The following is a 21,011-nucleotide window of genomic DNA, read 5'->3' on the forward strand; positions in this document are numbered from 1 at the left end:
ATCGGCCAAGTGCTTCAGGATTTCGGCCAAGCCTCAGACGGGATACTGCGACGGCGCCATCCCCAGTTCACGGCGAAACATGTCGCTGAAACTGCTCGGCGAATAACCCAGGGAACGGGCGATCGCGCTGACCGACTGGCCCTGGATCAACTCGGCCACGGCGGTGGCCAACTGCACCTGGCGGCGCCACTCGGCAAAGCCCATGCCCAGGCTGTTCTGGAACAGCCGGGCCAGGGTGCGTACGCTGGCGCCGGCGGCTTCGGCGTGCTGTTCAAAGGGAATGTCCAGGGACGGTGACGCCATCACCGCCTGGCAGGCGCTGGTCAGGCGTCGGTCGGCGCCCACGGGCAAGGCGATGCGGATCGGCGAGCGCCGGGCCCGTTGCAGTTCCAGCAGGGCCAGGCCGACCACGGCCTCGTAGTAGGCCTGGTCCCCCTTGTCGCCCTGCTCCACCAGCGCCACGATCAGTTCGCGCAGCAGCCCGCCGACCTCGATCACTTGCACCTGGCTGTCCAGGGTCGCTGCCAGCGCCGGGCGCAGGTAGATGTTGCGCATCTGCAAGTCCGACACCACGCGAATCCCATGCTCGACACCCGGCGGCAGCCACACCGCGCGCTGGGGCGGCACCACCAGCGCTTCCCGGGGTGTCTCGACCCACATCACGCCGCTCATGGCATACAGCAACTGGCCCCAATCGTGTTGATGGGGCTCGACATACAATCCGCGCGGATAGGTGCGCGCCAAGGGTTGCACGGGGACGGCGTGATCACTGAGGTCGGGAGGCGCGGCAAGGGCCATGGAAGACACATCGTTCAAGTATGGAGCGCCATGATAAGACGTGAACCGGACAATCCGAGTGAATTTTTACTGCCTGCGCAGGGTCACTTAAAGACACAAGGAGGGTTTACGGATCCATGACTAACGCAAAACTTTTCGTGATCGACTACACGCTGCATGGCCAGCCCAAGTCATTCATCATCCGCCTGGAAAAACTCGACAACGCCGAAGCCTGGCATTGGGCGAGCTGCGACGCCGGCGTAGGCCGCATCGGGCGCTTTGCCCGTGAGCAGGTGAAGAAGACGAGCCAGCCCCAGGCCGAGAAATTCGGCATCGAAAACGTGCAATGGCGCCGCTCGGATGCGCGCCCCAGCGCGTGAAACTGTAGGAGCGAGCTTGCTCGCGAAGGTCGTTAACGATGACGCGGGGCACCTGGTGCCCCGCGTCGCTCTCGGGTGTTTCGCGAGCAAGCTCGCTCCTACAGAAGGCAGCCTGCGTTAGCCGTGCGCCGACTTGGCACACTCGCACCCGGTCGCCGAAGCACAAGGCTCGCCATGGGCATGATGCTCGGCGCAGCCTTGGCAGCAATAGCCCTTGCCATCCTTCATCACCGCGTTTTTCCCCAACTGGCAGTTGCAGTGGGGGCAGGCACATGTTTTCTCTTGCATGGTCAGACTCCTTTTTCGTGGTCGTCCAGGTGCGGCGAACGCCGACACCTCAAGCAATGACTATAGGCAACGATTCAAGGTTCAAAGGCCCGTCAGTCAGCCCGACGAGCGTTGCTGCGGTACATGAACACCAGGGCCAGCGCGAGGCACAGCATCGCCACGATGCGGCTGCCGGACAGTTCGATCGCCGGGTTGCCGAGCCAGCCGAAGTTATCGATCAGCATGCCCATGCCCAACTGCCCGACAATCACCGCCACCGTCGCCACTGCCGTGCCGACAATCGGGACCGCGCCGACCATCACCATCATGTACACCACCCCGAACAACGCCCCGGTCAGTTGCCACTTCGGCACGTCCAGCAGGCTGACCGCGTGGGCGGGCTCAAAGAACAGAATCAGCAACCCGGTACTGATCGCGCCCACGACAAAGGTCAGCAGGCTGCTGCGCAATACGCCCACCGCCTGCCCGAGGCGGCCATTGATGGCGGCCTGCGCACTCAATACCGCGCCGGCGGCCACTACCAATACCAACAACAGAATCAGGTTCATCGCCTTAACCTCGCGCAATCAGAACAAGTGCCACCACAATCAACGCCAGTGCAATCCAGCGCTCCACGTTGACCCGCTTGCGGGCAGTGCCAAACCAGCCGAAGTGGTCGATCAGCACGCTCTTGCCCACCTGGCCCGACAAGATCGCAATCATGGTCATCGCGATGCCGATATGTGGCGTAGCCAGGGTCAGCACCACCACGTACATCGGCCCCAGGAAGCCACCGATCAATTGCCAGCGCGGCAGGTCGGTCAACGCCGGACCCTTTTGCGGGCCGCTGAACAGCAACAGCAGGAACAGGATCGCCGAGCCGACGCCGAAGATGCTCAAGGTCGCCCACAGATGCCCGACCTGCACACCCAGCGGGCCCAGCAACCCGGCCTCCACCGACAAGCCCATGCCCGCGAAAATTACCAGCGGCAGCAACAGCAACCGAAGAAATGTCTTGGGCCGGGCCTGAGCCACACCCGCCATTGAAGAAGCCTGCATACATCACCTGCGCGTTAGAGAGAGGAACAATGGCGCGTATTATCCGGTGGCACTGCTGTGCGATAAATGGGAGCATGCCGACAACACCTTTGCGCAATACGCACAGCATGGAGTGATGATGCAGGGTTTGAACGAACTGAGCTTCAAGGCGCTTCGCCTGTTTGTCGCGGTACTGGACTACGGCAGCTTTTCCGAAGTCGCACGCCGCGAAGGCCTGGCGCCCTCCTCCATTTCCCGCCAGGTCCAGTTGATGGAGCAGGCCCTGGGCCAACAGTTGCTGTACCGCCATACCCGTGCGGTCAGCCCTACCGAAGCCGGTCGCCTGCTGGGCCGGCATGCGCGATTGATGCTGGAGCAACTGGAAGCCGCCGGCCAGGCGTTGCAGGAACAGGAAAGCGAACCCAGCGGCCTGGTGCGCATCAATGCGCCGATGGTGTTTGGCCAACGCCACCTCTCGCCGTGGCTTGGGGAGCTGTGTCGGCGTTACCCGAAGCTGCAACTGGATATCCAGCAAACCGACACCTACGTCGACCCGTTGCAAGACGGCACAGACCTGCTGTTTCGCATCGGTGTGCTGAACGATTCCGGCATGCAGGCGCGAATCTTCGCCCCCCAGCGCTTTCGTCTCGCTGCCAGCCCCGGCTATCTGGAGCGTTTCGGTACGCCCCGGCATCCGGACGAACTGGTGAACCACCAGTGCCTGGCCTACAAGGGCGTCACCGGCCAGCAGCGCTGGTTCTTCCGCCGGGACCAGGGCGACTGGACGTCCTACAGCGTCAAGGGCCCGATCACCGGCAACCACGCCGACACCCTGACCCACGCTGCCGAACAAGGCCTGGGGCTGGTGGTGTTCCCGTCATGGTTGATCGGTGAAGGCCTGCGCGCCGGCACGCTGCAGGCGGTGCTCAGCGACTATGAAGTGGCGACGACCCTGGAGCCGCAACAGATTGCTGCGCTGTGGCCGGGTAGCCGGCGGCTGTCGTTGAAGGTGCGGACCGTGATTGATTACTTCGTCGAGTGTTTTGGGGCAGTGCCTTACTGGGACCGTTGAGCAACTGTGGGAAACTATTCGGCCCGCACTGTCGGGAAAAATCCCCCTTCAAGTAAGTCCGATCTGATTTTCCACAACACGGGTCAAAAACCGCTTGCACTCGGGCAGACTTCGAGGAATTCCTTCAGGAGAGACGTCATGGATGCCAGTCATTACTCGTTTGGAAACCTGCAATCGTCCCCGCAAAAATCACCCTCCGCCAGCAGTCGGTTGATCTTTGCCTGCTTACGAAATTTTGGCTATATTTGGCCAAAACCTCGAGAAGACCAAATGATTACCGTACCGTTGGGTGAAGCAAAAAATAATTTATCAAAACTGGTCGATGATGCCGCCGCCGGCCAAATCATCACCATAGCCAAGCATGGGCGGGCGATGGCTCGCCTTGTTCCTGTCGGGAAACCGACAGGCCGGCGAATTGGCGCGATGAAGGGCAAACTGGTGGTGCCGGATGACTTCGATGCGCCATTGCCAGACGACATGCTGGATGCGTTTGAGGGAAACCACCCATGAGAATACTGCTGGATACCCACATCCTGCTTTGGGCCCTGAGCGATGATCCAAAACTGCCAGCGAAGGCCAGAAAGCTGATCGAGAACGCGGCTGAAATTTACGTCAGTGCCGCCACATTCTGGGAGCTGGCGATAAAGGTCGGGCTCGGGAAGCTCAACGTAAACCTGGACGAAATTCGCGAATACTGCCTGGAAAGCGGCTACGTGGAACTGCCCATCACCTCGGAGCACGCCATCGCGGTCAAGGACCTTGAACACCATCACAGGGACCCGTTTGATCGGCTCATCATTGCAACGGCTATCATTGAGCCGATGAAGTTAGTGACAGCCGACCCGATGGTGGCGAAATACACATCATTGGCCGTTTTGACTTAATTCACTTCGCTCAAAACAACCACTGCCCGATCAGCCAGGCATTCGCCCCGCTGATCACCACAAACAAGCTCCAGGCCAGCAGCCGCGTAGGCAAGCTGTTGACGAACGGCCCCATCAGGCGCTTGTCACCCGTCATGCGGATCAGCGGAAACAACGCAAACGGCAACTGCAGGCTCAACACCACCTGGCTGAGGATCAGCAGCTTGCCGATGGCATCATCCCCCATCAGCCACACCCCGAGGAACGCCGGGATCAGCGCCAGGCCACGGGTGATCAGGCGTCGCTGCCAGCAGGGAATGCGCAGGTTGAGGTAGCCTTCCATGATCACTTGCCCGGCAATGGTGCCGGTGAACGTGGAGCTCTGGCCCGAAGCCAACAGCGCAACACCGAACAGCACGCTGGCGAACGCGCCACCCACCAGCGGGTCGAGCAAGTGATAGGCGTCCTGGATTTCCACCACATCAGTGTGGCCGGTCTGGTGGAACGCAGCGGCGGCCAGTATCAGGATTGCCGCGTTGACCAGCAGTGCCAGGGACAGGGAACCGATGGTATCGATACGCGCCAATTTCACCGCGTCCTGGCGGCTGGCCAGGTCCTTGCCGACCAGCCGGGTTTGCACAATGGAGCTGTGCAGGTAGAGGTTATGGGGCATCACCGTGGCCCCCAGTATGCCAATGGCCAGGTACAACGGTGCGGCATCACTGATGGCGGACAACGACGGGGTGAAACCACGAAACACGTCGGGCCAGTAAGGCTTGATCAGCACCAGCTCGATGAAGAAACACACGCCGATGGTCGCAACCAGTGCCAGCATGATCGCTTCCAGCCGGCGGAAACCTCGATTTTGCAGGGCCAGGATCAGCAAGGTATCGAAGGCCGTGATGACAATCCCGGTGGTCAGTGACACGCCCAGCAACAGGTGAAACGCCAGGGCGCAGCCGAGGACTTCGGCGAGGTCGGTGGCGATGATCGAGATTTCCGCAAGGATCCACTGCACGAACGACGAGCGCCGGCTGTAGCGCTCGCGGCTCAGTTGCGCCAGGTCCTTGCCGGTGGCGATGCCCAGCCGTGAGCACAGGCACTGCACCGCCATCCCCGCCAGGCTCGCCAGCAGCACCACGAACAACAGGTTGTAGCCGTAGCGCGAACCGGCCTCGATGGCCGTTGCCCAGTTGCCCGGGTCCATGTAGCCGATGGAGATCAGCAAGCCAGGGCCGGCAAACATCAGCGCACGTTTGAAAAACGAGGCACGGGGATCAACGACGATGGAGCCGGCGACTTCCGGCGGGCAGAACGGGGCGGTAGCGATTTTGGGCAGGCTGAATTTCACGCGGGGTACCAGGCTTTCACACAAGACGTGAACGCAGCTTATCAGTCAGACGCAACGGTACGCATCACCGTCTCCCGGGGCAGATCAAATGCCTCTATCACCTGGACCACCAGATCCATCTCCTGGTTCAGTGCTTCACGCTCCAGGCGCTCGCGAATCACCCCAATCACCAGCACCGCCAGGGTGGTGATGGAATACGCGGGGCCGGAAAACGCCCGCACGCCGGTCACCAGCAGCATCGCCGCCGCGAGCGCCTGCCCCACCACCGGAATGGCCGTGGCCGCGCCCCGGCGCAGGATAAACCCGGTCAACCCGGCCAGCGCGGTCCCGCTGAGGGCAGTGGTGGCTGAGCGCCCGACATCGAAACGATTGAAAAAACCCTGTTCCTTTTGTGCCGCAGCCTTCAACTCTGCCTCGAACACTTGGCGATCAGCCTGGCTGAGCTTGTCCTTGTATTGCTCGATCAGCCGCTCCGCAACCTGCAGTTCCAGATCCGCCAGGGCCACTTTCTCGATCGGTTGATCAAACTTGATACCCACCCGCTGCGCCACGTCCTGGGCGATTTCGCGATAGCTCACGCCATGACCACGGGCCAGGTTCATAAAGGTGTCGCCGCCCATGCGCTGCAACTCGATGGCCAGCTTCAAGGGCTCGCGCACGGTGGCGTCGATAGAGGCACTGCGCTTTTGCGCCATCAGCTCGGCGAAAAACTGCAACTCCTCCGGCCGCGCCTGCACCAGCAGCGGGAACAGCTCGACATCCTCTTCCGCAAAGCGCACTTCGCTGCTGCGTTGATCGGCGCGGATCATGCCCCGGCGTTCCTGCAGCAGGTCGGTGTACTGCACCACCGTCTTCAGTTGCGGCCAATACGCGGCGTGGTCGAACGTGGCCAGGTGCACGTTGGCGACCTTGGCCTTGAGCGCCGGTGTCAGCGGGATCGCATAACGACCGATGCAGCGCTCGGTGTCCGGCTTGAGCGCCAGCGCCCAATCCTTGCTCGAGTGGCAGTTGATCACCCGACCGCTGAGCGGCGCCGAGACCAGGTCCCAGGGGCTGGAGGTACAAATCGCACCGCCCATCAGCAGCAGGTTGTTCAGCGGCAACTCACGGGCCACCTCAGGGCTGGCCAGCAGGCTCTTGACCAGGATGCGCGCGCCCAGGGAGTGGCCGATCAGGTTGATCTGCCGCACCTTGATCGACTCGCCATGGAGGTAGTTGGCCAATTCGGGCAGCAGGCTTTTGGCGACCTCATCCACCCGCGCCTCGACGCTTTTGTAGTGGTCGAGGAAATAGGCAATCGCCTTGCCCACCCCGATGGTTGCGGCACCCAGGCTGCCGCCACCCAACATCGAGGTAATCACGTCCTTGAACGGCGCAAACAGGTTTTCCAGGAAATGCCCTGCCGGCCAGAACAGCATCAGGTTGGTGGAGCCTTCGATGGTTGCCAGTTGCCGGGAGAAACTACCCAGTTGTTGCTGGTTGAAGAACGCCGAATAACCATGCACGTAGAGATTGAGCACATCCCCCTGGGGCTCGCCACACAGCACAAACGTGGGCTTGCGGGTGCGGTGCATTTCATCCCACTGGTGTTGCATGTGACGGTGACTCCTGGCGACGACGGAGGGCGATAGTAACAAAGGGCGGGCTACGGGAATGTGAAAAACTGATACTCGGACTATCCATATCGCTGCACAGTGATGACAAAAAACGCGGATTTTGTTCGCAGATTCAGTCCATTAACCTTTGTCGGGTCAACCACTGAAACCGAGGAACACCATGAGCAAGCCCGAGTTTTTCATCACACCCGGTTACGGCGACATTGCACGCGAGACCCTGCATTACACCCAGGCGGTCAAAATCGGCAACCGCGTCGAAACCTCGGGCCACGGCGGCTGGGATGACGAGTTCCAGATTCCCGAATCCCTCACCGACGAGATCGCCCTGGCCTTTCAAAACCTCGAACGCACCCTGGCGGCAGCCGGCGCCGGCTGGGAGCATGTGGTACACGTCAATTCCTACCACGTGGGAGGTTTCCCGCCGGAGGTGAACGAGCAGATGGTCAAGTGGTACCGCCATTACATGCCCAATCACGCCCCCATCTGGACTGAGCTGGGAGTAGAAGCCCTGGGGCTGCCGGCAATGCGCATTGAAATCCGCGTGACAGCGATTATTGCCTGACGCAGAACCGCTCGATCACCCAGTCGATAAACACCTTCAGCCGGGCGTTCTGATGGCGATTGGGTGGATAGATGACGTGCAACGGCGTGGCGGGCCGGGTCCAGTCTTCGAGTACCGGGACTAACTGGCCTGCCTCTACGTAGTAGTCAACGATGGTCTTGAAATGCTGCCCGACGCCCAGGCCGGCGAGCAGCATTTCCTTGAGGCCGTTGCCTTCGTTGGTGGAAAACGCGCAGTTGCCTACCTCATACCGAGTCGCGCCCTTCTCGAAAATCAACGGCTCCGGCTTACCCGACCCGGCAAAGAAATACCCCGCCTTGAGGTGGTTCTTCTCGAGGTCCTCGGGAGACACGGGCGTACCCATGCGCTCCAGGTAGCCGGGGGCCGCACAAGTGACGTACTCGAGGTCGACAACCTTGCGGGCGATCATCGCCATGTCATCGAGCTTGCCAGCGCGCAGCACGCAATCCACGCCCTCCCCCACGATATTCACGGCGCGGTCGCTGATGCCCAGGGCGATGGTGATCTCAGGGTACTCACGATGAAAATCCACCAGCGCCGGGATCAGCAGGCAATTGGCAAAGGACGCCGGCGCATCCACTTTCAGGTGGCCGCCGGGCTTGAGCTTCTGCCCGCGCAGGGCATTGTCCAGTTCATCGAGTTCCGCCACCAGGCACAGCGCGTGGCTGTAGTACTCCAACCCCTCCGGCGTCGCCGCCAGCGCACGGGTGGTGCGATGCATCAACTTGACGCCAAGGTGCTTCTCCAGGTCCGTGATGAGTTTACTGACGGTGGAACGCGGCAGTGCCAACTGGTCGGACGCGCGGCTGAAGGAGCCGGTTTCGACGACACGGACGAAGGCACGCATGGCGAGAAGTTGGTTCACGTTGATGTCCGATGGGGCGAGAATGGCGAGTATTGTCCATTAAGCTGCACAATGACGACAGGCATTCAGCGAACAGAAAACCCGGCGCATGGCCGGGCTTTGACGGAGCGGATGACTCAGTGGGCAAAGTTCTCGATCTTTACCTGGCCATCAGGAAACGTAGCGACAATCTCCAGTTCTCCTCCCATGGCGCGGATATAGTTACGCAGCGTGCTGATATACATGTCGGTACGCCGCTCCATTTTGGACACTGCCGCCTGATTGATATTCAGCGCCTTGGCCAGCGTATCCTGGCTCATCTGTTGCGCCTTGCGCAGTTCATGCAGGGGCATTTCTTTCAGGTGTTGCTGGAAGATGCGCTCTGCATCGGCCCGGGCTTGCGGTGTCATGCGAGCCTGCAGCTCACTGAATTTTTTAGCCATGGTGACGGCCCTCTTTAAGCAGTGTTTCCAAATGTTCGTCATACAACTTCTCAGCCAGCGGGACGTATTCGTCATACCACCGGCCTCGACCGGTTTTATCCCCGCCAATCAGCAACAAGGCACACCGGCGCGGATCAAATGCATACAGGACGCGGTAAGGCCGCCCGGCATGTTGCACCCGCAACTCTCGCAGGCAGCCATGCCTGGAGCCCTTGATGTCACTGCTGTGGGGGAAGCCAAGGCCTGGCCCCAGAAGGCCCAGTAAATCCACACTGGCCGATACTGAGGATTGCTCCTTTGCATCCAGACCGCCCCACCAGATTCCAAACTCGTCCGTGTATTCAACGTCCCAACTCATGCAAATATGCCATCCATGGAATATAAACTCAAGAGCATAACTGTAGGAGTTCCTGGCGTGTACAGGCTTCCGTCTGTCCCGGAAAAGTGTTTGTAGATTATTCCCGCACAATGCTCAGCCCATAAAAAACCACCCTTTCGCGCGGCTGAAGACACGACCACAGCGCCGGCACCACGGATGATCCCGACCGCCACGTGCATAAAACTCATTGAAATAAATGGTATTAATAGTTTGGAGAGTGCCGCGAAAGAACCGGACGACATCCAATGAACCCGGAGGCGAAGGCCTTGGGACCTGCAAAGCAAGCTCGCTCCTACAGGAAAACCTGTTGATTCAGCAAAACGATCCCGGAGTCCCCAATGCCCCATGAAGGCAACCTGTTACAAGCAGCCGTTGTATTCCTGCTCGCTGCCGTCCTGACCGTGCCCCTGGCCAAGCGCCTGCAACTGGGTGCCGTGCTGGGTTACTTGCTGGCCGGGGTGATCATCGGCCCATCGGTGCTGGGCCTGGTGGGCAACCCGCAAAGCGTCAGCCAGTTTTCCGAACTTGGGGTGGTATTGCTGCTGTTCATCATTGGCCTGGAGTTGTCACCGAAGCGTCTGTGGGTGATGCGCAAGGCAGTGTTCGGTGTAGGCCTGGCGCAGGTGTTGCTGACGGGCACCGTGATCGGCGTGGTCGCGCTGTTCGTGTTTGGCCAATCATGGAACAGCGCGATTGTGCTGGGCCTTGGCCTGGCGCTCTCCTCCACCGCGTTTGGCCTGCAAAGCCTCGCCGAGCGCAAGGAACTCAACCAGCCCCACGGGCGACTGGCCTTTGCGATTCTGTTGTTCCAGGACATCGCCGCCATCCCGTTGATCGCCATGGTGCCGCTGCTCGCGGGCAGCGATCATCCCGCCACCACCTCCCAGGGCCTGCGACACGGCCTGGAAGTACTGGGTAGCATCGCCGTGGTGATCATCGGCGGGCGCTATCTGTTGCGGCCGGTGTTTCGCATCGTCGCCAAGACCGGCCTGCGGGAGGTCTCCACCGCCACCGCGTTGCTGGTGGTGATCGGCACCGCATGGCTGATGGAGCTGGTGGGCGTGTCCATGGCCCTCGGCGCCTTCCTCGCCGGGTTGCTGCTGGCAGACTCCGAATACCGGCATGAGCTGGAATCGCAGATCGAACCGTTCAAGGGCCTGCTGCTGGGTCTGTTTTTTATCAGCGTGGGCATGGGCGCCAATATCAGCCTGCTGTTCAGCGCGCCGGTGATCGTGCTGGGGCTGACCCTGCTGCTGATCGCCATCAAGTTGCCGCTGCTGTTTTGCGTGGGTCGCCTGGCAGGCGGCCTGAACCCTGAAAGCGCGCTGCGCCTGGGCGTGGTGCTGGCAGCCGGTGGTGAGTTCGCATTCGTGGTGTTCAAGATCGGCCGCGACCAAGGCCTGTTCGAGCCGCACCTCTACGACATCCTGGTGTTGACCATCACCCTGTCCATGGCCGTGACGCCATTGCTGCTGTTGCTCTGCCCCAAGCTGTTCAAGCCCAAGGCCAAGCCGGTGGAAGTGCCCGAGGAATACCGTGCCATCGAAAGCGATGCGCCACGGGTGGTGATCGCCGGGATGGGCCGCATGGGGCAGATCGTGGCGCGGATCCTGCGGGCACAGAACATCTCGTTCATTGCCCTCGACACCTCGGTGGAAACCATCGAACTGACCCGCAGTTTCGGCGGCATGCCGGTGTTCTACGGCGACCCGCAGCGCCCGGAAATCCTTCACGCAGCGAAAGTCGACCAGGCCGAGTTTTTCGTGATCGCCATGGACGACCCCGAGATCAACATCAAGACCGCCGAGCTGGTGCGCAGCCTCTACCCGCACATGAAGATCATCGCCCGCGCCCGTAACCGCCAGCATGTGCACCGCCTGGTGGACCTCGACGCGTCACCGGTGCGCGAGACGTTTTACTCCAGCCTGGAAATGAGCCGCCGCACCCTGGTGGGCCTTGGCTTGACCCAGGCCCAGGCCGACGCGCGCATCAGCCGCTTCAAAAACCATGACCTGCAATTGCTGGCGGCCCAACACGCCGTGTATGACGACGCGGCCAAGGTGATGCAGTCTGCCCAGGAAGCCCGGACGGAACTGGCACGGCTGTTTGAGATGGACCGGATCGAGGAAGAGTCCGACAAGGTGTAGGGATGGAGATGAACGATCTTGCGAATTTTCTGACAGAATACGGCGCAATTTCGTTCATCCCTGGAGAGCTTCATGGCCACCCTCAGCAAGACCGCAGCCCTCTTGGCCCTCGCGCTGGCCGCCGGGTTCGGCGCCAGCCAAGTCCTCGCCGCCAGCAAGCCAGCGGCGCAGAAGACCGCCACCCAGACCATCTCCACCCTGGATGGCAAGTTCAGCTTCAACCTGCCCAAGTCCTACCTGGCCGACCCACTGCCGGCCGGTGATGCCGAGCACGGCACCGCAGGCGCCAGCGGCACGATGTACAGTGACCAGGCCACCAAAAGCGTGATCTTCGTCGTCGAAAAACCGAGTGTCGCCGGCCTGATCAAGGACAACGACCCGCAGTTCCTCGACGGTGCCGTGGCGGATTTCGTCAAGGAACAAAGCGCCGCCCTGCCGGACTTCAAGAAAGGTGCCGAGAAGAAACTCACCGTGAAAGGCCTGGCCCTGCGCCAGGTCGACAGCACCGCGACCATGGGCGGTGGCAAGACACTGAGTTCCACCTTCCTGACGGGCTCCGGCAGCCACCAATTGGTGGTGCAGGCCATTTCCCGGGCGGATGATGAAGCCGGTCATGCACTGTTGGTGAAGCAGATTATCGGCGGTAAATAACCGGTTTTATCTGGCAGTGAAAATCCAATGTGGGAGCGGGCTTGCTCGCGAAAGCGGTGTTTCAGTCAACACATGTATTAACTGACCCACCGCTTTCGCGAGCAAGCCCGCTCCCACATTTTGACCGCGTCCACATCGTCGGACTCAGTGCAGGCTCTTTTCCAGCCACTGCTTCAAGTCCAGCAACTCCGCCTCACCGACGGTATGAATCATCCCCGGGTAGCCGTGGAATTCCGGGGTGAGGCCAATCCCCTGCAATACCTCGTTGGCCCGCGTTGCCGAGTAGTACGGCAGCGCCTGGTCCAGCGTCCCGTGACCGATGAAAATCGCCAGCTTGCCCAGTCGCGCATCCGGCTTGAGTTCGGCCTTGAGTACCGGCAGCAGGCTGCCGCTCAACGCCGAAATCCCGCGCAGGGTTTCGGGATGTCTTAACCCGACTTCGTACGACATGATCGCACCCTGGCTGAACCCCACCAGAAACACCCGCTCAGGTTGGGTGTGGTACTTGGTGGTGGCCTGGGCGACGAAGGCTTCGATCAGCTTGGCGCTGCTCTGCAGGTCGGCGGTCTCGCCATCAAAATCGCCATCGCCCGGCTTCTTGCGAAACCATCGATAACCACCGCCCTCCACCGGCATCGGTGCCCGTGCAGACAGGTAGGTCCAGGTCGACGGCAAGCGGTCCTTGAGCCCGAACAGGTCGGCCTCGTCACTGCCATAACCGTGCAGGAAGATCACCAGCGGCTCGTTGCGTGCATCACTTTGGGTCTGCTCCAGGTAAGGCAGCGGCAGGTCGGTGTGCAATACGTCTTCGGCCTGTGCGGCGCCGGTAAACAGCGCCACTGTCAGGGCAATCAGTTTGAGCATGAGCATCAACCTCTAGGGTTTGCGCAACAAATAGGTATCCATGATCCAGCCATTGGCCTGGCGCGCCGCCTTGCGCACACGTTCAATCTCTTCGGCAACCTCGGCCACTTTGCCGCTGATCAGGATTTCATCCGGTGTGCCCAGGTAGGCGCCCCAGTAGATATCCAGGTCCTGATCGGCCACGGTGCGGTAGGAATCTTCGGCATCGAGCATGACAACCAGGGTGTCGGCATCACTCGCCTGCCCCGCCGCCAACCGGCGCCCGGTGGTGATTTCGATGGAGCGACCGATGCGGTTCAGCGGCACTTTGTGCTGCGCCGCCAACGCCTGGACGCTGGTGATCCCGGGGATCACTTCAAATTCGAATTCGCAGCTGCCGCTGGCGAGGATCGCCTGCAGGATACGAATGGTGCTGTCGTACAGTGCGGGGTCGCCCCAGGCCAGGAATGCGCCCACTTCGCCGTCGGCCATTTCTTCATTGATCATCCGTTCGAAGGTCTGCTGCTTGTCGCGGTTCAGGTCCTTCACGGCGGTGGTGTAGTCGATATCGCCACGCACCCGCTCGGGACAATCGGCCTCGACAAAGCGGTAGGCGTGATCGGTGATGTAGGTCTCGCAGATTTCCCGGCGCAGGTCGATCAGCTTGTCCTTGCTCTGGCCCTTGTCCATCAGGAAAAACACGTCGGTGCGGTTGAGCGCCTTGACCGCCTGCATCGTGATGTAGTCAGGGTTGCCGGCGCCAATGCCGATGATCAGGATGCGTTTCATGGGAAAGTCTTCATGGGTGGTCTCGGTGCGGGGAACGGATTTTGCCATGTTCGGGACGTCAGGCGTGAGTTTCCAGGCGCAGGCGCCAACGCCCATTGAATCGCAACTCGGTGGATGACAGCGGTTCCACGTCGATCAGGTTGAACATGGCGGGTGGGCATTGCATGACATGCAGCAGCGCTGCGCGGATCACAAATGGATGCGTCACCGCCACGACATGCCCCGGGGATTGCTCGAGGGACTGCAACCACTGTCCTATCCGCTCACACAGTTGCACTACCGACTCGCCGCCGTGGGGCGCCGAGGTGCTGTCGGTCAACCAGGCCTGAAGCGCTTCGGGTTCGGCCTGCTGAACCTCCTCGATCGCCAACCCTTGCCAGCGGCCAAAATCACAATCGCGCAGGGCTGTTTCAACCAAAGCATCGTCGGCAAACAGCGCCGCCGTCTGCCGGGTCCGCGCCTCCGGGCCGCACAGCACCAGGGGTGCACGCTTGAAGCGTTGCCCCTGGGAAAGCGCCGCCTGCTGCCAGTCCATCTCCACCGACTCATCCAGCGCAAAGCGTGCCTGTTTCTGGGCACGGGTGCTGGCGTGGGCAACAAGGGTCAAACGGGTGGCCTGCATGACAAATCGCTCTGGTTTTAAGGTGCAGTCAGCGTAGACTTGCGAAGTTGTTTCAACATGTTTCAACTATTCTGCAACAGGAAGCCGGTTCAATGCCGGCGCGGTCGCGCCACTGTATTCGGCCTTTTAGCCGTAAGCCAGACCCTGTTTCAGCCAACTCGCTATCCATTTCGGGACGCGTCATCCCTGGAGGTTCTCATGGCTTATACCGCTGCAACTGGCTCCGACGTTTCAATACCGTCCATTCCCCTGGGCGAAATCCTGCCCTGGGCGATCTTCGGCGGCCTGCTGCTGTTGCTCGCGATTTACTTCGTCGGCGCCGAGCAAGGCGCGACGGCCGTGTTCAAAGGCATGTACGTGCATGAGTTTGTGCATGACGGTCGCCACCTGCTGGGTTTCCCCTGCCATTGATTGGAGCGTGACGACATGACAGGGCATTTACTCGTTCGCGGGATGCTGGTGGGCCTGCTCGCCGGCATCCTGGCCTTCGGCTTCGCCAAGACCTTTGGTGAGCCGCAGATCGACAAGGCCATCGCCTTCGAAGATCAGATGGCACAGATTCACGGCGACGCGCCGGAAGAAGAACTGGTGAGCCGCGAAGTACAAAGTACCTTCGGCTTGTTCACCGGCGTGGTGCTGTACAGCGTCTCCCTGGGTGGCATTTTCGCCTTGGTGTTCGCCTACTCCCTGGGCCGCATCGGCAAGGTCGGCCCCCGTGGCTTGGCAGCGCTGCTGGCATTGGCGGCGTTTGTGACGATCATCGTGGTGCCGGGGCTGAAGTATCCGGCCAACCCGCCATCGGTGGGCGACCCGGCCACCATCGCGCAACGCACCAAGCTGTTCTTCCTGATGCTGCTGGTGTCGGTGGCGGCTGCGGTGATTGCGATCAACGCGGCGCGCAAGCTGATTGCCAGCCGTGGCCTATGGGCAGGCGCGATTCTCGGTGTGGCGCTGTACATCGTGATCGTGTCGGTGGCCGGCAGCTTGTTCCCGACCATCAACGAAGTGCCGGAACAGTTCTCGGCAGTGTTGCTGTGGAAATTCCGCGTGGCTTCCCTGGGGATTCAACTGGTGCTGTGGACCACCCTGGGCCTGGTGTTCGGCGCCGTGGCCGAGCGCAAGCTGAGCCAGCCTCAGGCGCGTCTCAATTCCTGACGGTACAGGTAGCCGCCGACGCATCGGCGGCTACCGGCATTCACACCCCGGGCCGCGCCAGGTAGAACACCTCGTAGCCATTGCCCGGATGGTTCACATCCAGCACCTTGGCCGACAAGGTAATTCGCACCAGCTTCCACGCCTGCACATCCAGCGCCAGAAACACCGCGAAGTTATCGCTGCTGTCCGCGAGCTGCTGGTTGCGGGCCTTTTCTGCGGCGAGGATTTGCCCGCGGTCCGCCCCCGGCGCCAGCGCCCACTCCTCCCGATACAGGCTCAAGGCGTCTTGCGCCGGACCTCGCTGCACATCCAACGGTAACCAGGACTCAATGTGCGGCTGGCCAAAACTGTCGAGGACCTTCTGGAAGCGCTCGCCGAGCAAGAAATCCGCAGCCTGCAAAGGATCCGACCACAGATAAACCGACGAATACAGGTTACCCACCCCCGGCCCCTGCCCTCGCTCCTGGGCGATAAACGCCTTGAACAGCAAACCCTCGGCATGATCCCACAACGGCCCCAGGCGAGCGGCCCGCTCACGGATGACACCCATGTCGTAATCGGCTGGCAAGCGGTGTGAATACTGTTTGGCAAACATCATGGCGCTCCTGTTCAGATGAGTGCCCAGCTTGCGCAGCGCCCATGATTTCAGCAAGATATCACCAGATATAGGTGTGATAAGGAACTGAAATGACCGACGCACTCAAGCCGCTGGATATCGACACCGTGCATGCCTTTGTCCTGGTCGCCGATTTCGCCAGTTTCACCCGCGCGGCCCAGGCACTGGACACCTCGCAGGCAGCCATCAGCCTCAAGCTCAAGCGCCTGGAAGAACGCCTCGGTTATCGCCTGCTGGTGCGCACACCGCGGCATGTGCGGCTGTCGCCCCAGGGCGAGCAGTTCATCGTCGCCGCCCGCGCATTGCTCAATGCCCACGAACGGGCGTTGGGTGACATGGGCAATGGCGCCCCGCGACGGTTGGTGATCGGCATCAGCGACCACGTGGCCGGGCCGGACCTGCCACTGTGGCTCAGCCGCCTGGCTGCCTATGACCCGCTGGTGATCCTGGAGGTGCGGATCGCTTCGTCCCGCGACCTGGTGGCGGCGTTCGACCGCAACGAACTGGACGCGGTGATCGTGCGCAACGAAGGCGATCGCCAGGACGGTGAGGTATTGGTGGTGGAGCGCTTTGGCTGGTTCGCCGCGCCTACCTGGCAGCACACGCCCGGCACGCCCCTGCGCATGGCAACCATGGCCTCGCCCTGCGGCGTGCGACACCTGGCGGTGCGCGCGCTGGATGAGGCGCGGATTGACTGGACCGAAGTGTTTGTCGGCGGCGGCGTAATGGCGGTAGGTGCGGCAGTCAGCGCCGGCCTGGGTGTGGCGGCGCTGGCCCGGCGAGTGGCGCCGGCGGGCGCCGTGGACGTCAGCGAACAGTACGGATTACCGGCATTGCCCGTCAGTGAAATCGTGCTGCATAGCCGCATCAGCGACGGCCGCTCCCGCGAGACATTGCGGGCGTTGAGCGCAACCTTCAGAGGGGTTCTGGAGCGTTAGATTGCATCTGGGTATACCGCCCGCGCACGAACCGCTCCAGTTCATCGCCCGGCAGCGCCTTGCTGAAGTACCAGCCCTGGATGATCAGCTCCGAGCCCGACTGCAAAAACGCCAGTTGCTCGGCGGTTTCCACGCCCTCCACCACCACGCCGAGGTTCAACGCCTCACAGAACCGCAGCATCCCGGTCAACACCTGGGCGCCCTTTGGATCATGCTGGGCGACCACGAAACTGCGATCGATCTTGATGAAATCCACGGGGAACTGGTGCAGGTAACTCAGCGCTGAAAATCCGGTGCCGAAGTCGTCGATATACACCTTGGCACCAATCGCCTGGAGCTTCTCGATCATCTGCCGCGTGCCCTGGATATCGCCCACCAGCGCATCCTCGGTGATCTCCACCGAAACCTGCCCGTGGGCCTGGGCCAGTATCTCCACCAGCCGATCACCATACGCCGGGGTAGTCAGCGTGGCGCTGGAGATATTGATCGTCATCGGCAACGTAAACCCGACCTTCTGCCACTTCTGGTACTGGCGCACAGCCTGGGATGCCACCCACACATCCACGTCGGGCATCAACCTGGCATGGGCCAGCCATTGCAGGAACTCCCAGGGTGAATGCACCGTACCTTCGGCGTCCCGGGCCCGCATCAACGCTTCGCAACCGGTGCATAGCCCGGTCCGGGTGGAAATCTGCGGCTGGAATTCGAGGTAGAACTCGTAGTCGCTGATCTGCTGGATATGGCTCAACTCGCTGACCTGGCGCGCCTGGGCCTTGTGGGACGCCATCACCGGGTCCAGCTCCAGCAAGCGGCCTTTTTCTTCCAGGCCGCGAAAGGTCATGTCCAGCGACTTCAAATACACCGTGCCGCCCTCCGAGGCCTGGCGGTTGATCGCGCGCACATAGGGCGCATAGATTAGCGTGCCAACCCCCAGCAACACCACCTGCAGCAACACCGCCGCGAGGTCACCGTGGGTGCTTAAATAGGCGTTGAGCAACACCGGTGCAGTAAACGGCACACTCACCACCGCAGGCGACACCCAGCCAATCTGCACCACCATCAACGCCAGTATCACGTTGAACGCCGGCACCACCAGAAAGGGAATGAACAGCCGCGGGTTAAGAATGATCGGCAAACCAAACAACAGCACTTCACTGACATTGAACAACGACAACGGCAGGCTCGCCATCGCCACCAATCGCATGGACCGGCTTTTGGAAAACAGCAGGATCGCCAGCAGCAGGCACAGGGCACCACCCGAACCGCCGATAAACGCGAAACTGCCCAGCAAGCCGCCATTCAGTAGATATTTGACCGGCTCGCCCGCGGCCGCCGCCGCATTATTGAGCCCGACCGCCTGGTCCAGCACATCAAAAAACGGCTGCATGGCGTAGACCCCATGGATCCCGAAAAACCACAGCAGCGAATTCATCAGGGTCACAAACAGGCCGCTGCCATAGGGCGTCTCCAGTGCATCGAGCACCTGCGGCCCCTGAAGCTGTGCCACCTGCGGAATCTGCAACAGCAACGACAGCACGAGCACCAGCCCGAGCGCCGTGATTGCCCCCGGCACCACCATATTGAGGGTGCCCTTGAGGTTGTGCCCCACCAGGTCTTCGTTGATCAACCGCGTCCAGCGACGCCGATGCAGCCAGGCGATGGCGGGCACATTGATCAGCGGTGAGGCGATGGCGATGAACAACACGAAGGTCGCCGAGGCTCGGGGAAAATCCCGCAGCACAAACGTGGCAATCACTACATGGGCCAGGCACAGGAACGCTACCGGGAGTTGCGGCAGGCGGTGCTGGATAGCGAGCATGTAACCGATGGAGGCTGCCACCAGCAGCGGGATCACCGAGCTGATCTGGTTGTGCAACCCCGCCAGGAAGGCCACCACCTGAGGGTCGAAACCCAGCACTCGGGCGCATTCGGACAGGATCAGGAAACCGGCCGATACCAGCAGGCACGGCAGGATCCACAACAGCCCCTCGCGTATGGCCCGCAACGACTCGGTACTGGCGAGGGCCGCCAGCCGCTGGGTGAAGAAAAGCTTGAACAGCGTTTGCGCCATCACCTGTTCCTCGGTCCCTGATGCCAGGGTCGCAAAATAACACCTGGCTGTCGCCTTATCACGGGGTAACGCTACACGCCCTGACACCGCAAGCGAAAGGCTTTTGCCGCCCCTGGCGCATTTATTCAGAATCACCGCAGGGGCTTGCTGCTTGTCGATTGGCTCGGGTTGGCCCATCCTTTGGCGCACTGGTTGTCGTAAAAAACGACGCACCCCTCGAACGGACTCGACTGATGCTGCGATTCACTCCCCTCATGGCCTGTGCGCTGCTGGGGCTGACCAGCCCGTTGGCCGGCGCCGCCACCCCGACCTTCGCCGATGCCCAGGCCAGCGACCCGGCCAGGCTGCAATGGATGGTCGGCGCACCGCCGCCGGCCGACCGCACCGTACGCTTTGAAGACGGCAGCTATTTCCGCTTCCCGGCGATGCGCTGGAGTGTCGCCAACTTTCGCCAATTGATGCCCACGGTGAACGTCTCCCGCGGGCTCGGCGCACCGCTGGCATTGCCACGCAAACTCGACCCGGCACTCGATGCAATCCCCGTGCAGCCAGTGGGTGCAGCCCAGCCGCTGACCTGGCGCCAGGCCCTGGACGCCACCTACACCGATGGCATCGTGGTGATGCATCGAGGCACGGTGGTTTATGAGCGTTATTTCGGGGTGCTCAAGGAGGATGGGCAACACGCGGCCATGTCAGTCACCAAATCGGTGATCGGTACCCTGGGCGCGATGCTGGTGGCCGATGGCACCCTGGACCCACAGAAAAAGATCGTCGACTACGTGCCCGAACTCGGCCGCTCGGCCTTTGGCAGCGCCACCTTGCGCCAGGTGCTGGACATGACCACCGCCCTGGACTACAGCGAAGATTATGCCGACCCCAACGCCGAAGTCTGGGCCCACGCCCAGGCCGGCAACCCGCTGCCCAAACCCAAGGACTACACCGGGCCGCGCAGCTACTACGAGTTCCTGCAAACGGTTAAGCAGCGTGGCGAACACGGGCGTGCCTTCGGCTACAAGACCGTCAATACCGACGTACTCGGCTGGGTGATTGCCCGCGCGACCGGACGCAATGTCGCGCAACTGCTCAGCGAACGCATCTGGAGTCGGCTTGGCGCCGAACAGGACGCCTACTTCACCGTCGACTCCATCGGCACACCCTTCGCCGGTGGCGGCCTGAACACCGGGCTGCGGGACCTGGCCCGGTTTGCCGAGATGCTGCGCAACGGCGGGCGCTTCAATGGCCAGCAGATCGTGCCCGAAAACGTGGTGACGGATATTCGCCAGGGCGGCGACAAGCAGGCGTTCGCCCAGGCCGGCTACGCTCAATTGAAGGGCTGGAGCTATCGCAACATGTGGTGGGTAACCCACAATCCCGACGGCGCCTTCATGGCCCGCGGGGTGCATGGCCAGAGCATCTACATCGACCCCAAGGCCGAAATGGTGATTGTTCGCTATGCCTCCCACCCGGTGGCCGGCAACGCCGCCAATGATGGGGTGACCTTGCCCGCCTATGCAGCCATGGCGGCTTTTTTAATGTCCAAGCCACACTGACCGTCTCTCTTACCGT

Annotated in this window: 25 protein-coding genes and 1 riboswitch; of the genes, 11 read left to right on the plus strand and 14 right to left on the minus strand. The window is 61.5% G+C overall.

Annotated elements, in window-relative coordinates; all coding sequences use genetic code 11:
- Positions 1-33: 33 nt before the first annotated feature.
- Positions 34-798, minus strand: a complete 765-nt coding sequence (locus HX807_RS11990) for a helix-turn-helix domain-containing protein (protein WP_102369315.1) — start codon at positions 796-798, stop codon at positions 34-36.
- Positions 799-914: 116 nt separating this feature from the next.
- Here HX807_RS11990 and HX807_RS11995 point away from each other — a divergent pair, with 116 nt between their 5' ends.
- Positions 915-1,157 carry a DUF6555 family protein gene (locus HX807_RS11995; RefSeq protein WP_003208104.1) on the plus strand — a complete coding sequence of 81 codons (243 nt, stop codon included), beginning with the start codon at positions 915-917 and terminating at the stop codon, positions 1,155-1,157.
- 117 nt (positions 1,158-1,274) lie between these two features.
- On the opposite strand, the gene HX807_RS12000 is transcribed toward HX807_RS11995, so the two are convergent.
- From HX807_RS12000 to HX807_RS12010, 3 genes are all read right to left on the minus strand, one after another.
- The gene (locus HX807_RS12000) at positions 1,275-1,445 is read right to left on the minus strand and encodes a metallothionein (protein WP_008437063.1); all 171 of its coding nucleotides are present in this window, start codon (positions 1,443-1,445) and stop codon (positions 1,275-1,277) included.
- Between the two features lie 92 nt (positions 1,446-1,537).
- Positions 1,538-1,993 (minus strand): DMT family transporter, encoded by a 456-nt coding sequence (locus HX807_RS12005; RefSeq protein ID WP_177050068.1) that lies wholly within the window; start codon positions 1,991-1,993, stop codon positions 1,538-1,540.
- A 4-nt stretch (positions 1,994-1,997) separates the two neighbouring features.
- Positions 1,998-2,483, minus strand: a complete 486-nt coding sequence (locus HX807_RS12010; protein WP_026078275.1) for a DMT family transporter — start codon at positions 2,481-2,483, stop codon at positions 1,998-2,000.
- 118 nt (positions 2,484-2,601) lie between these two features.
- On the opposite strand from HX807_RS12010, the gene HX807_RS12015 reads away from it, so the two are divergent.
- The 3 genes from HX807_RS12015 (at position 2,602) to HX807_RS12025 (ending at position 4,418) form a co-directional block, all read left to right on the plus strand.
- Complete coding sequence (locus HX807_RS12015; protein WP_023658922.1) at positions 2,602-3,534, plus strand: LysR family transcriptional regulator; 933 nt, start codon at positions 2,602-2,604, stop codon at positions 3,532-3,534.
- A gap of 138 nt (positions 3,535-3,672) precedes the next feature.
- On the plus strand, positions 3,673-4,044 hold the full coding sequence (locus HX807_RS31650) for a type II toxin-antitoxin system Phd/YefM family antitoxin (RefSeq protein WP_008437059.1): 372 nt from the start codon (positions 3,673-3,675) through the stop codon (positions 4,042-4,044).
- Positions 4,041-4,418: a type II toxin-antitoxin system VapC family toxin gene (locus HX807_RS12025; RefSeq protein WP_003208092.1), complete on the plus strand. Its 378-nt coding sequence runs from the start codon at positions 4,041-4,043 to the stop codon at positions 4,416-4,418. Before HX807_RS31650 ends, HX807_RS12025 begins: the two co-directional genes overlap by 4 nt.
- A 10-nt stretch (positions 4,419-4,428) precedes the next feature.
- Here HX807_RS12025 and HX807_RS12030 read toward each other — a convergent pair whose 3' ends face one another.
- Together HX807_RS12030 and HX807_RS12035 are read right to left on the minus strand one after the other, a co-directional pair.
- Entirely contained in the window at positions 4,429-5,748 is a 1,320-nt protein-coding gene (locus HX807_RS12030) for an Nramp family divalent metal transporter (protein ID WP_087694160.1), read from the minus strand.
- Between the two features lie 41 nt (positions 5,749-5,789).
- The gene (locus HX807_RS12035) at positions 5,790-7,343 is read right to left on the minus strand and encodes a DUF726 domain-containing protein (protein ID WP_177050069.1); all 1,554 of its coding nucleotides are present in this window, start codon (positions 7,341-7,343) and stop codon (positions 5,790-5,792) included.
- 181 nt (positions 7,344-7,524) lie between these two features.
- Here HX807_RS12035 and HX807_RS12040 point away from each other — a divergent pair, with 181 nt between their 5' ends.
- Positions 7,525-7,926 (plus strand): RidA family protein, encoded by a 402-nt coding sequence (locus HX807_RS12040; protein ID WP_177050071.1) that lies wholly within the window; start codon positions 7,525-7,527, stop codon positions 7,924-7,926.
- Here HX807_RS12040 and HX807_RS12045 read toward each other — a convergent pair.
- From HX807_RS12045 to HX807_RS12055, 3 genes are all read right to left on the minus strand, one after another.
- A complete protein-coding gene (locus HX807_RS12045) occupies positions 7,916-8,812 on the minus strand; it encodes a LysR substrate-binding domain-containing protein (protein WP_371316471.1) in 897 nt (298 codons plus the stop codon). The genes HX807_RS12040 and HX807_RS12045 overlap by 11 nt on opposite strands.
- 116 nt (positions 8,813-8,928) lie before the next feature.
- Positions 8,929-9,234 (minus strand): XRE family transcriptional regulator, encoded by a 306-nt coding sequence (locus tag HX807_RS12050; RefSeq protein ID WP_003208085.1) that lies wholly within the window; start codon positions 9,232-9,234, stop codon positions 8,929-8,931.
- A complete protein-coding gene (locus HX807_RS12055) occupies positions 9,227-9,592 on the minus strand; it encodes a type II toxin-antitoxin system RelE/ParE family toxin (protein WP_003208083.1) in 366 nt (121 codons plus the stop codon). Before HX807_RS12055 ends, HX807_RS12050 begins: the two co-directional genes overlap by 8 nt.
- A gap of 359 nt (positions 9,593-9,951) precedes the next feature.
- On the opposite strand from HX807_RS12055, the gene HX807_RS12060 reads away from it, so the two are divergent.
- Together HX807_RS12060 and HX807_RS12065 are read left to right on the plus strand one after the other, a co-directional pair.
- Positions 9,952-11,760, plus strand: a complete 1,809-nt coding sequence (locus tag HX807_RS12060; protein ID WP_008437055.1) for a monovalent cation:proton antiporter-2 (CPA2) family protein — start codon at positions 9,952-9,954, stop codon at positions 11,758-11,760.
- 72 nt (positions 11,761-11,832) lie between these two features.
- Positions 11,833-12,411, plus strand: coding sequence for a hypothetical protein (locus HX807_RS12065; protein WP_003208079.1), 579 nt, complete (start codon positions 11,833-11,835; stop codon positions 12,409-12,411).
- Between the two features lie 144 nt (positions 12,412-12,555).
- Here the strand turns inward: HX807_RS12065 and HX807_RS12070 are convergent, their stop codons facing one another.
- Genes HX807_RS12070 through HX807_RS12080 form a run of 3 tightly spaced genes read right to left on the minus strand, consistent with a single transcriptional unit; the run spans position 12,556 to position 14,665 of the window.
- The gene (locus tag HX807_RS12070) at positions 12,556-13,275 is read right to left on the minus strand and encodes an alpha/beta hydrolase (protein WP_177008244.1); all 720 of its coding nucleotides are present in this window, start codon (positions 13,273-13,275) and stop codon (positions 12,556-12,558) included.
- A gap of 12 nt (positions 13,276-13,287) precedes the next feature.
- The gene (cobF, locus tag HX807_RS12075; protein WP_003208076.1) at positions 13,288-14,043 is read right to left on the minus strand and encodes a precorrin-6A synthase (deacetylating); all 756 of its coding nucleotides are present in this window, start codon (positions 14,041-14,043) and stop codon (positions 13,288-13,290) included.
- A 58-nt stretch (positions 14,044-14,101) separates the two neighbouring features.
- Positions 14,102-14,665 (minus strand): histidine phosphatase family protein, encoded by a 564-nt coding sequence (locus tag HX807_RS12080; protein WP_177050073.1) that lies wholly within the window; start codon positions 14,663-14,665, stop codon positions 14,102-14,104.
- Positions 14,666-14,692: 27 nt separating this feature from the next.
- A riboswitch (cobalamin riboswitch) is annotated at positions 14,693-14,832 on the plus strand.
- 31 nt (positions 14,833-14,863) lie between these two features.
- On the opposite strand from HX807_RS12080, the gene HX807_RS12085 reads away from it, so the two are divergent.
- Entirely contained in the window at positions 14,864-15,076 is a 213-nt protein-coding gene (locus HX807_RS12085; RefSeq protein ID WP_003208073.1) for a CbtB domain-containing protein, read from the plus strand.
- 15 nt (positions 15,077-15,091) lie between these two features.
- Entirely contained in the window at positions 15,092-15,820 is a 729-nt protein-coding gene (locus tag HX807_RS12090) for a CbtA family protein (RefSeq protein WP_177050075.1), read from the plus strand.
- Between the two features lie 40 nt (positions 15,821-15,860).
- Here the strand turns inward: HX807_RS12090 and HX807_RS12095 are convergent, their stop codons facing one another.
- Positions 15,861-16,415, minus strand: coding sequence for a DUF4865 family protein (locus HX807_RS12095; RefSeq protein WP_102604786.1), 555 nt, complete (start codon positions 16,413-16,415; stop codon positions 15,861-15,863).
- 92 nt (positions 16,416-16,507) lie between these two features.
- Here HX807_RS12095 and HX807_RS12100 point away from each other — a divergent pair, with 92 nt between their 5' ends.
- Positions 16,508-17,374 carry a LysR family transcriptional regulator gene (locus HX807_RS12100; RefSeq protein ID WP_087694167.1) on the plus strand — a complete coding sequence of 289 codons (867 nt, stop codon included), beginning with the start codon at positions 16,508-16,510 and terminating at the stop codon, positions 17,372-17,374.
- Here HX807_RS12100 and HX807_RS12105 read toward each other — a convergent pair.
- Positions 17,352-19,445, minus strand: coding sequence for an EAL domain-containing protein (locus tag HX807_RS12105; protein ID WP_177050077.1), 2,094 nt, complete (start codon positions 19,443-19,445; stop codon positions 17,352-17,354). The genes HX807_RS12100 and HX807_RS12105 overlap by 23 nt on opposite strands.
- Before the next feature lie 254 nt (positions 19,446-19,699).
- On the opposite strand from HX807_RS12105, the gene HX807_RS12110 reads away from it, so the two are divergent.
- Positions 19,700-20,995, plus strand: a complete 1,296-nt coding sequence (locus HX807_RS12110; protein WP_371316162.1) for a serine hydrolase domain-containing protein — start codon at positions 19,700-19,702, stop codon at positions 20,993-20,995.
- Positions 20,996-21,011: the final 16 nt, after the last annotated feature.

This window comes from Pseudomonas sp. D8002 (assembly GCF_013385695.1).
GTDB lineage: Bacteria > Pseudomonadota > Gammaproteobacteria > Pseudomonadales > Pseudomonadaceae > Aquipseudomonas.

Bases quoted from the DNA above. Each gene is read 5' to 3' on its own strand.
- HX807_RS11990 (WP_102369315.1), bottom strand. From the start codon at position 798: ATGGCCCTTGCCGCGCCTCCCGACCTCAGTGATCACGCCGTCCCCGTG.
- HX807_RS11995 (WP_003208104.1), top strand. From the start codon at position 915: ATGACTAACGCAAAACTTTTCGTGATCGACTACACGCTGCATGGCCAG.
- HX807_RS12000 (WP_008437063.1), bottom strand. From the start codon at position 1,445: ATGCAAGAGAAAACATGTGCCTGCCCCCACTGCAACTGCCAGTTGGGG.
- HX807_RS12005 (WP_177050068.1), bottom strand. From the start codon at position 1,993: ATGAACCTGATTCTGTTGTTGGTATTGGTAGTGGCCGCCGGCGCGGTA.
- HX807_RS12010 (WP_026078275.1), bottom strand. From the start codon at position 2,483: ATGCAGGCTTCTTCAATGGCGGGTGTGGCTCAGGCCCGGCCCAAGACA.
- HX807_RS12015 (WP_023658922.1), top strand. From the start codon at position 2,602: ATGCAGGGTTTGAACGAACTGAGCTTCAAGGCGCTTCGCCTGTTTGTC.
- HX807_RS31650 (WP_008437059.1), top strand. From the start codon at position 3,673: ATGGATGCCAGTCATTACTCGTTTGGAAACCTGCAATCGTCCCCGCAA.
- HX807_RS12025 (WP_003208092.1), top strand. From the start codon at position 4,041: ATGAGAATACTGCTGGATACCCACATCCTGCTTTGGGCCCTGAGCGAT.
- HX807_RS12035 (WP_177050069.1), bottom strand. From the start codon at position 7,343: ATGCAACACCAGTGGGATGAAATGCACCGCACCCGCAAGCCCACGTTT.
- HX807_RS12040 (WP_177050071.1), top strand. From the start codon at position 7,525: ATGAGCAAGCCCGAGTTTTTCATCACACCCGGTTACGGCGACATTGCA.
- HX807_RS12050 (WP_003208085.1), bottom strand. From the start codon at position 9,234: ATGGCTAAAAAATTCAGTGAGCTGCAGGCTCGCATGACACCGCAAGCC.
- HX807_RS12055 (WP_003208083.1), bottom strand. From the start codon at position 9,592: ATGAGTTGGGACGTTGAATACACGGACGAGTTTGGAATCTGGTGGGGC.
- HX807_RS12060 (WP_008437055.1), top strand. From the start codon at position 9,952: ATGCCCCATGAAGGCAACCTGTTACAAGCAGCCGTTGTATTCCTGCTC.
- HX807_RS12065 (WP_003208079.1), top strand. From the start codon at position 11,833: ATGGCCACCCTCAGCAAGACCGCAGCCCTCTTGGCCCTCGCGCTGGCC.
- HX807_RS12070 (WP_177008244.1), bottom strand. From the start codon at position 13,275: ATGCTCAAACTGATTGCCCTGACAGTGGCGCTGTTTACCGGCGCCGCA.
- cobF (WP_003208076.1), bottom strand. From the start codon at position 14,043: ATGAAACGCATCCTGATCATCGGCATTGGCGCCGGCAACCCTGACTAC.
- HX807_RS12080 (WP_177050073.1), bottom strand. From the start codon at position 14,665: ATGCAGGCCACCCGTTTGACCCTTGTTGCCCACGCCAGCACCCGTGCC.
- HX807_RS12085 (WP_003208073.1), top strand. From the start codon at position 14,864: ATGGCTTATACCGCTGCAACTGGCTCCGACGTTTCAATACCGTCCATT.
- HX807_RS12090 (WP_177050075.1), top strand. From the start codon at position 15,092: ATGACAGGGCATTTACTCGTTCGCGGGATGCTGGTGGGCCTGCTCGCC.
- HX807_RS12095 (WP_102604786.1), bottom strand. From the start codon at position 16,415: ATGTTTGCCAAACAGTATTCACACCGCTTGCCAGCCGATTACGACATG.
- HX807_RS12100 (WP_087694167.1), top strand. From the start codon at position 16,508: ATGACCGACGCACTCAAGCCGCTGGATATCGACACCGTGCATGCCTTT.
- HX807_RS12105 (WP_177050077.1), bottom strand. From the start codon at position 19,445: ATGGCGCAAACGCTGTTCAAGCTTTTCTTCACCCAGCGGCTGGCGGCC.
- HX807_RS12110 (WP_371316162.1), top strand. From the start codon at position 19,700: ATGGCCTGTGCGCTGCTGGGGCTGACCAGCCCGTTGGCCGGCGCCGCC.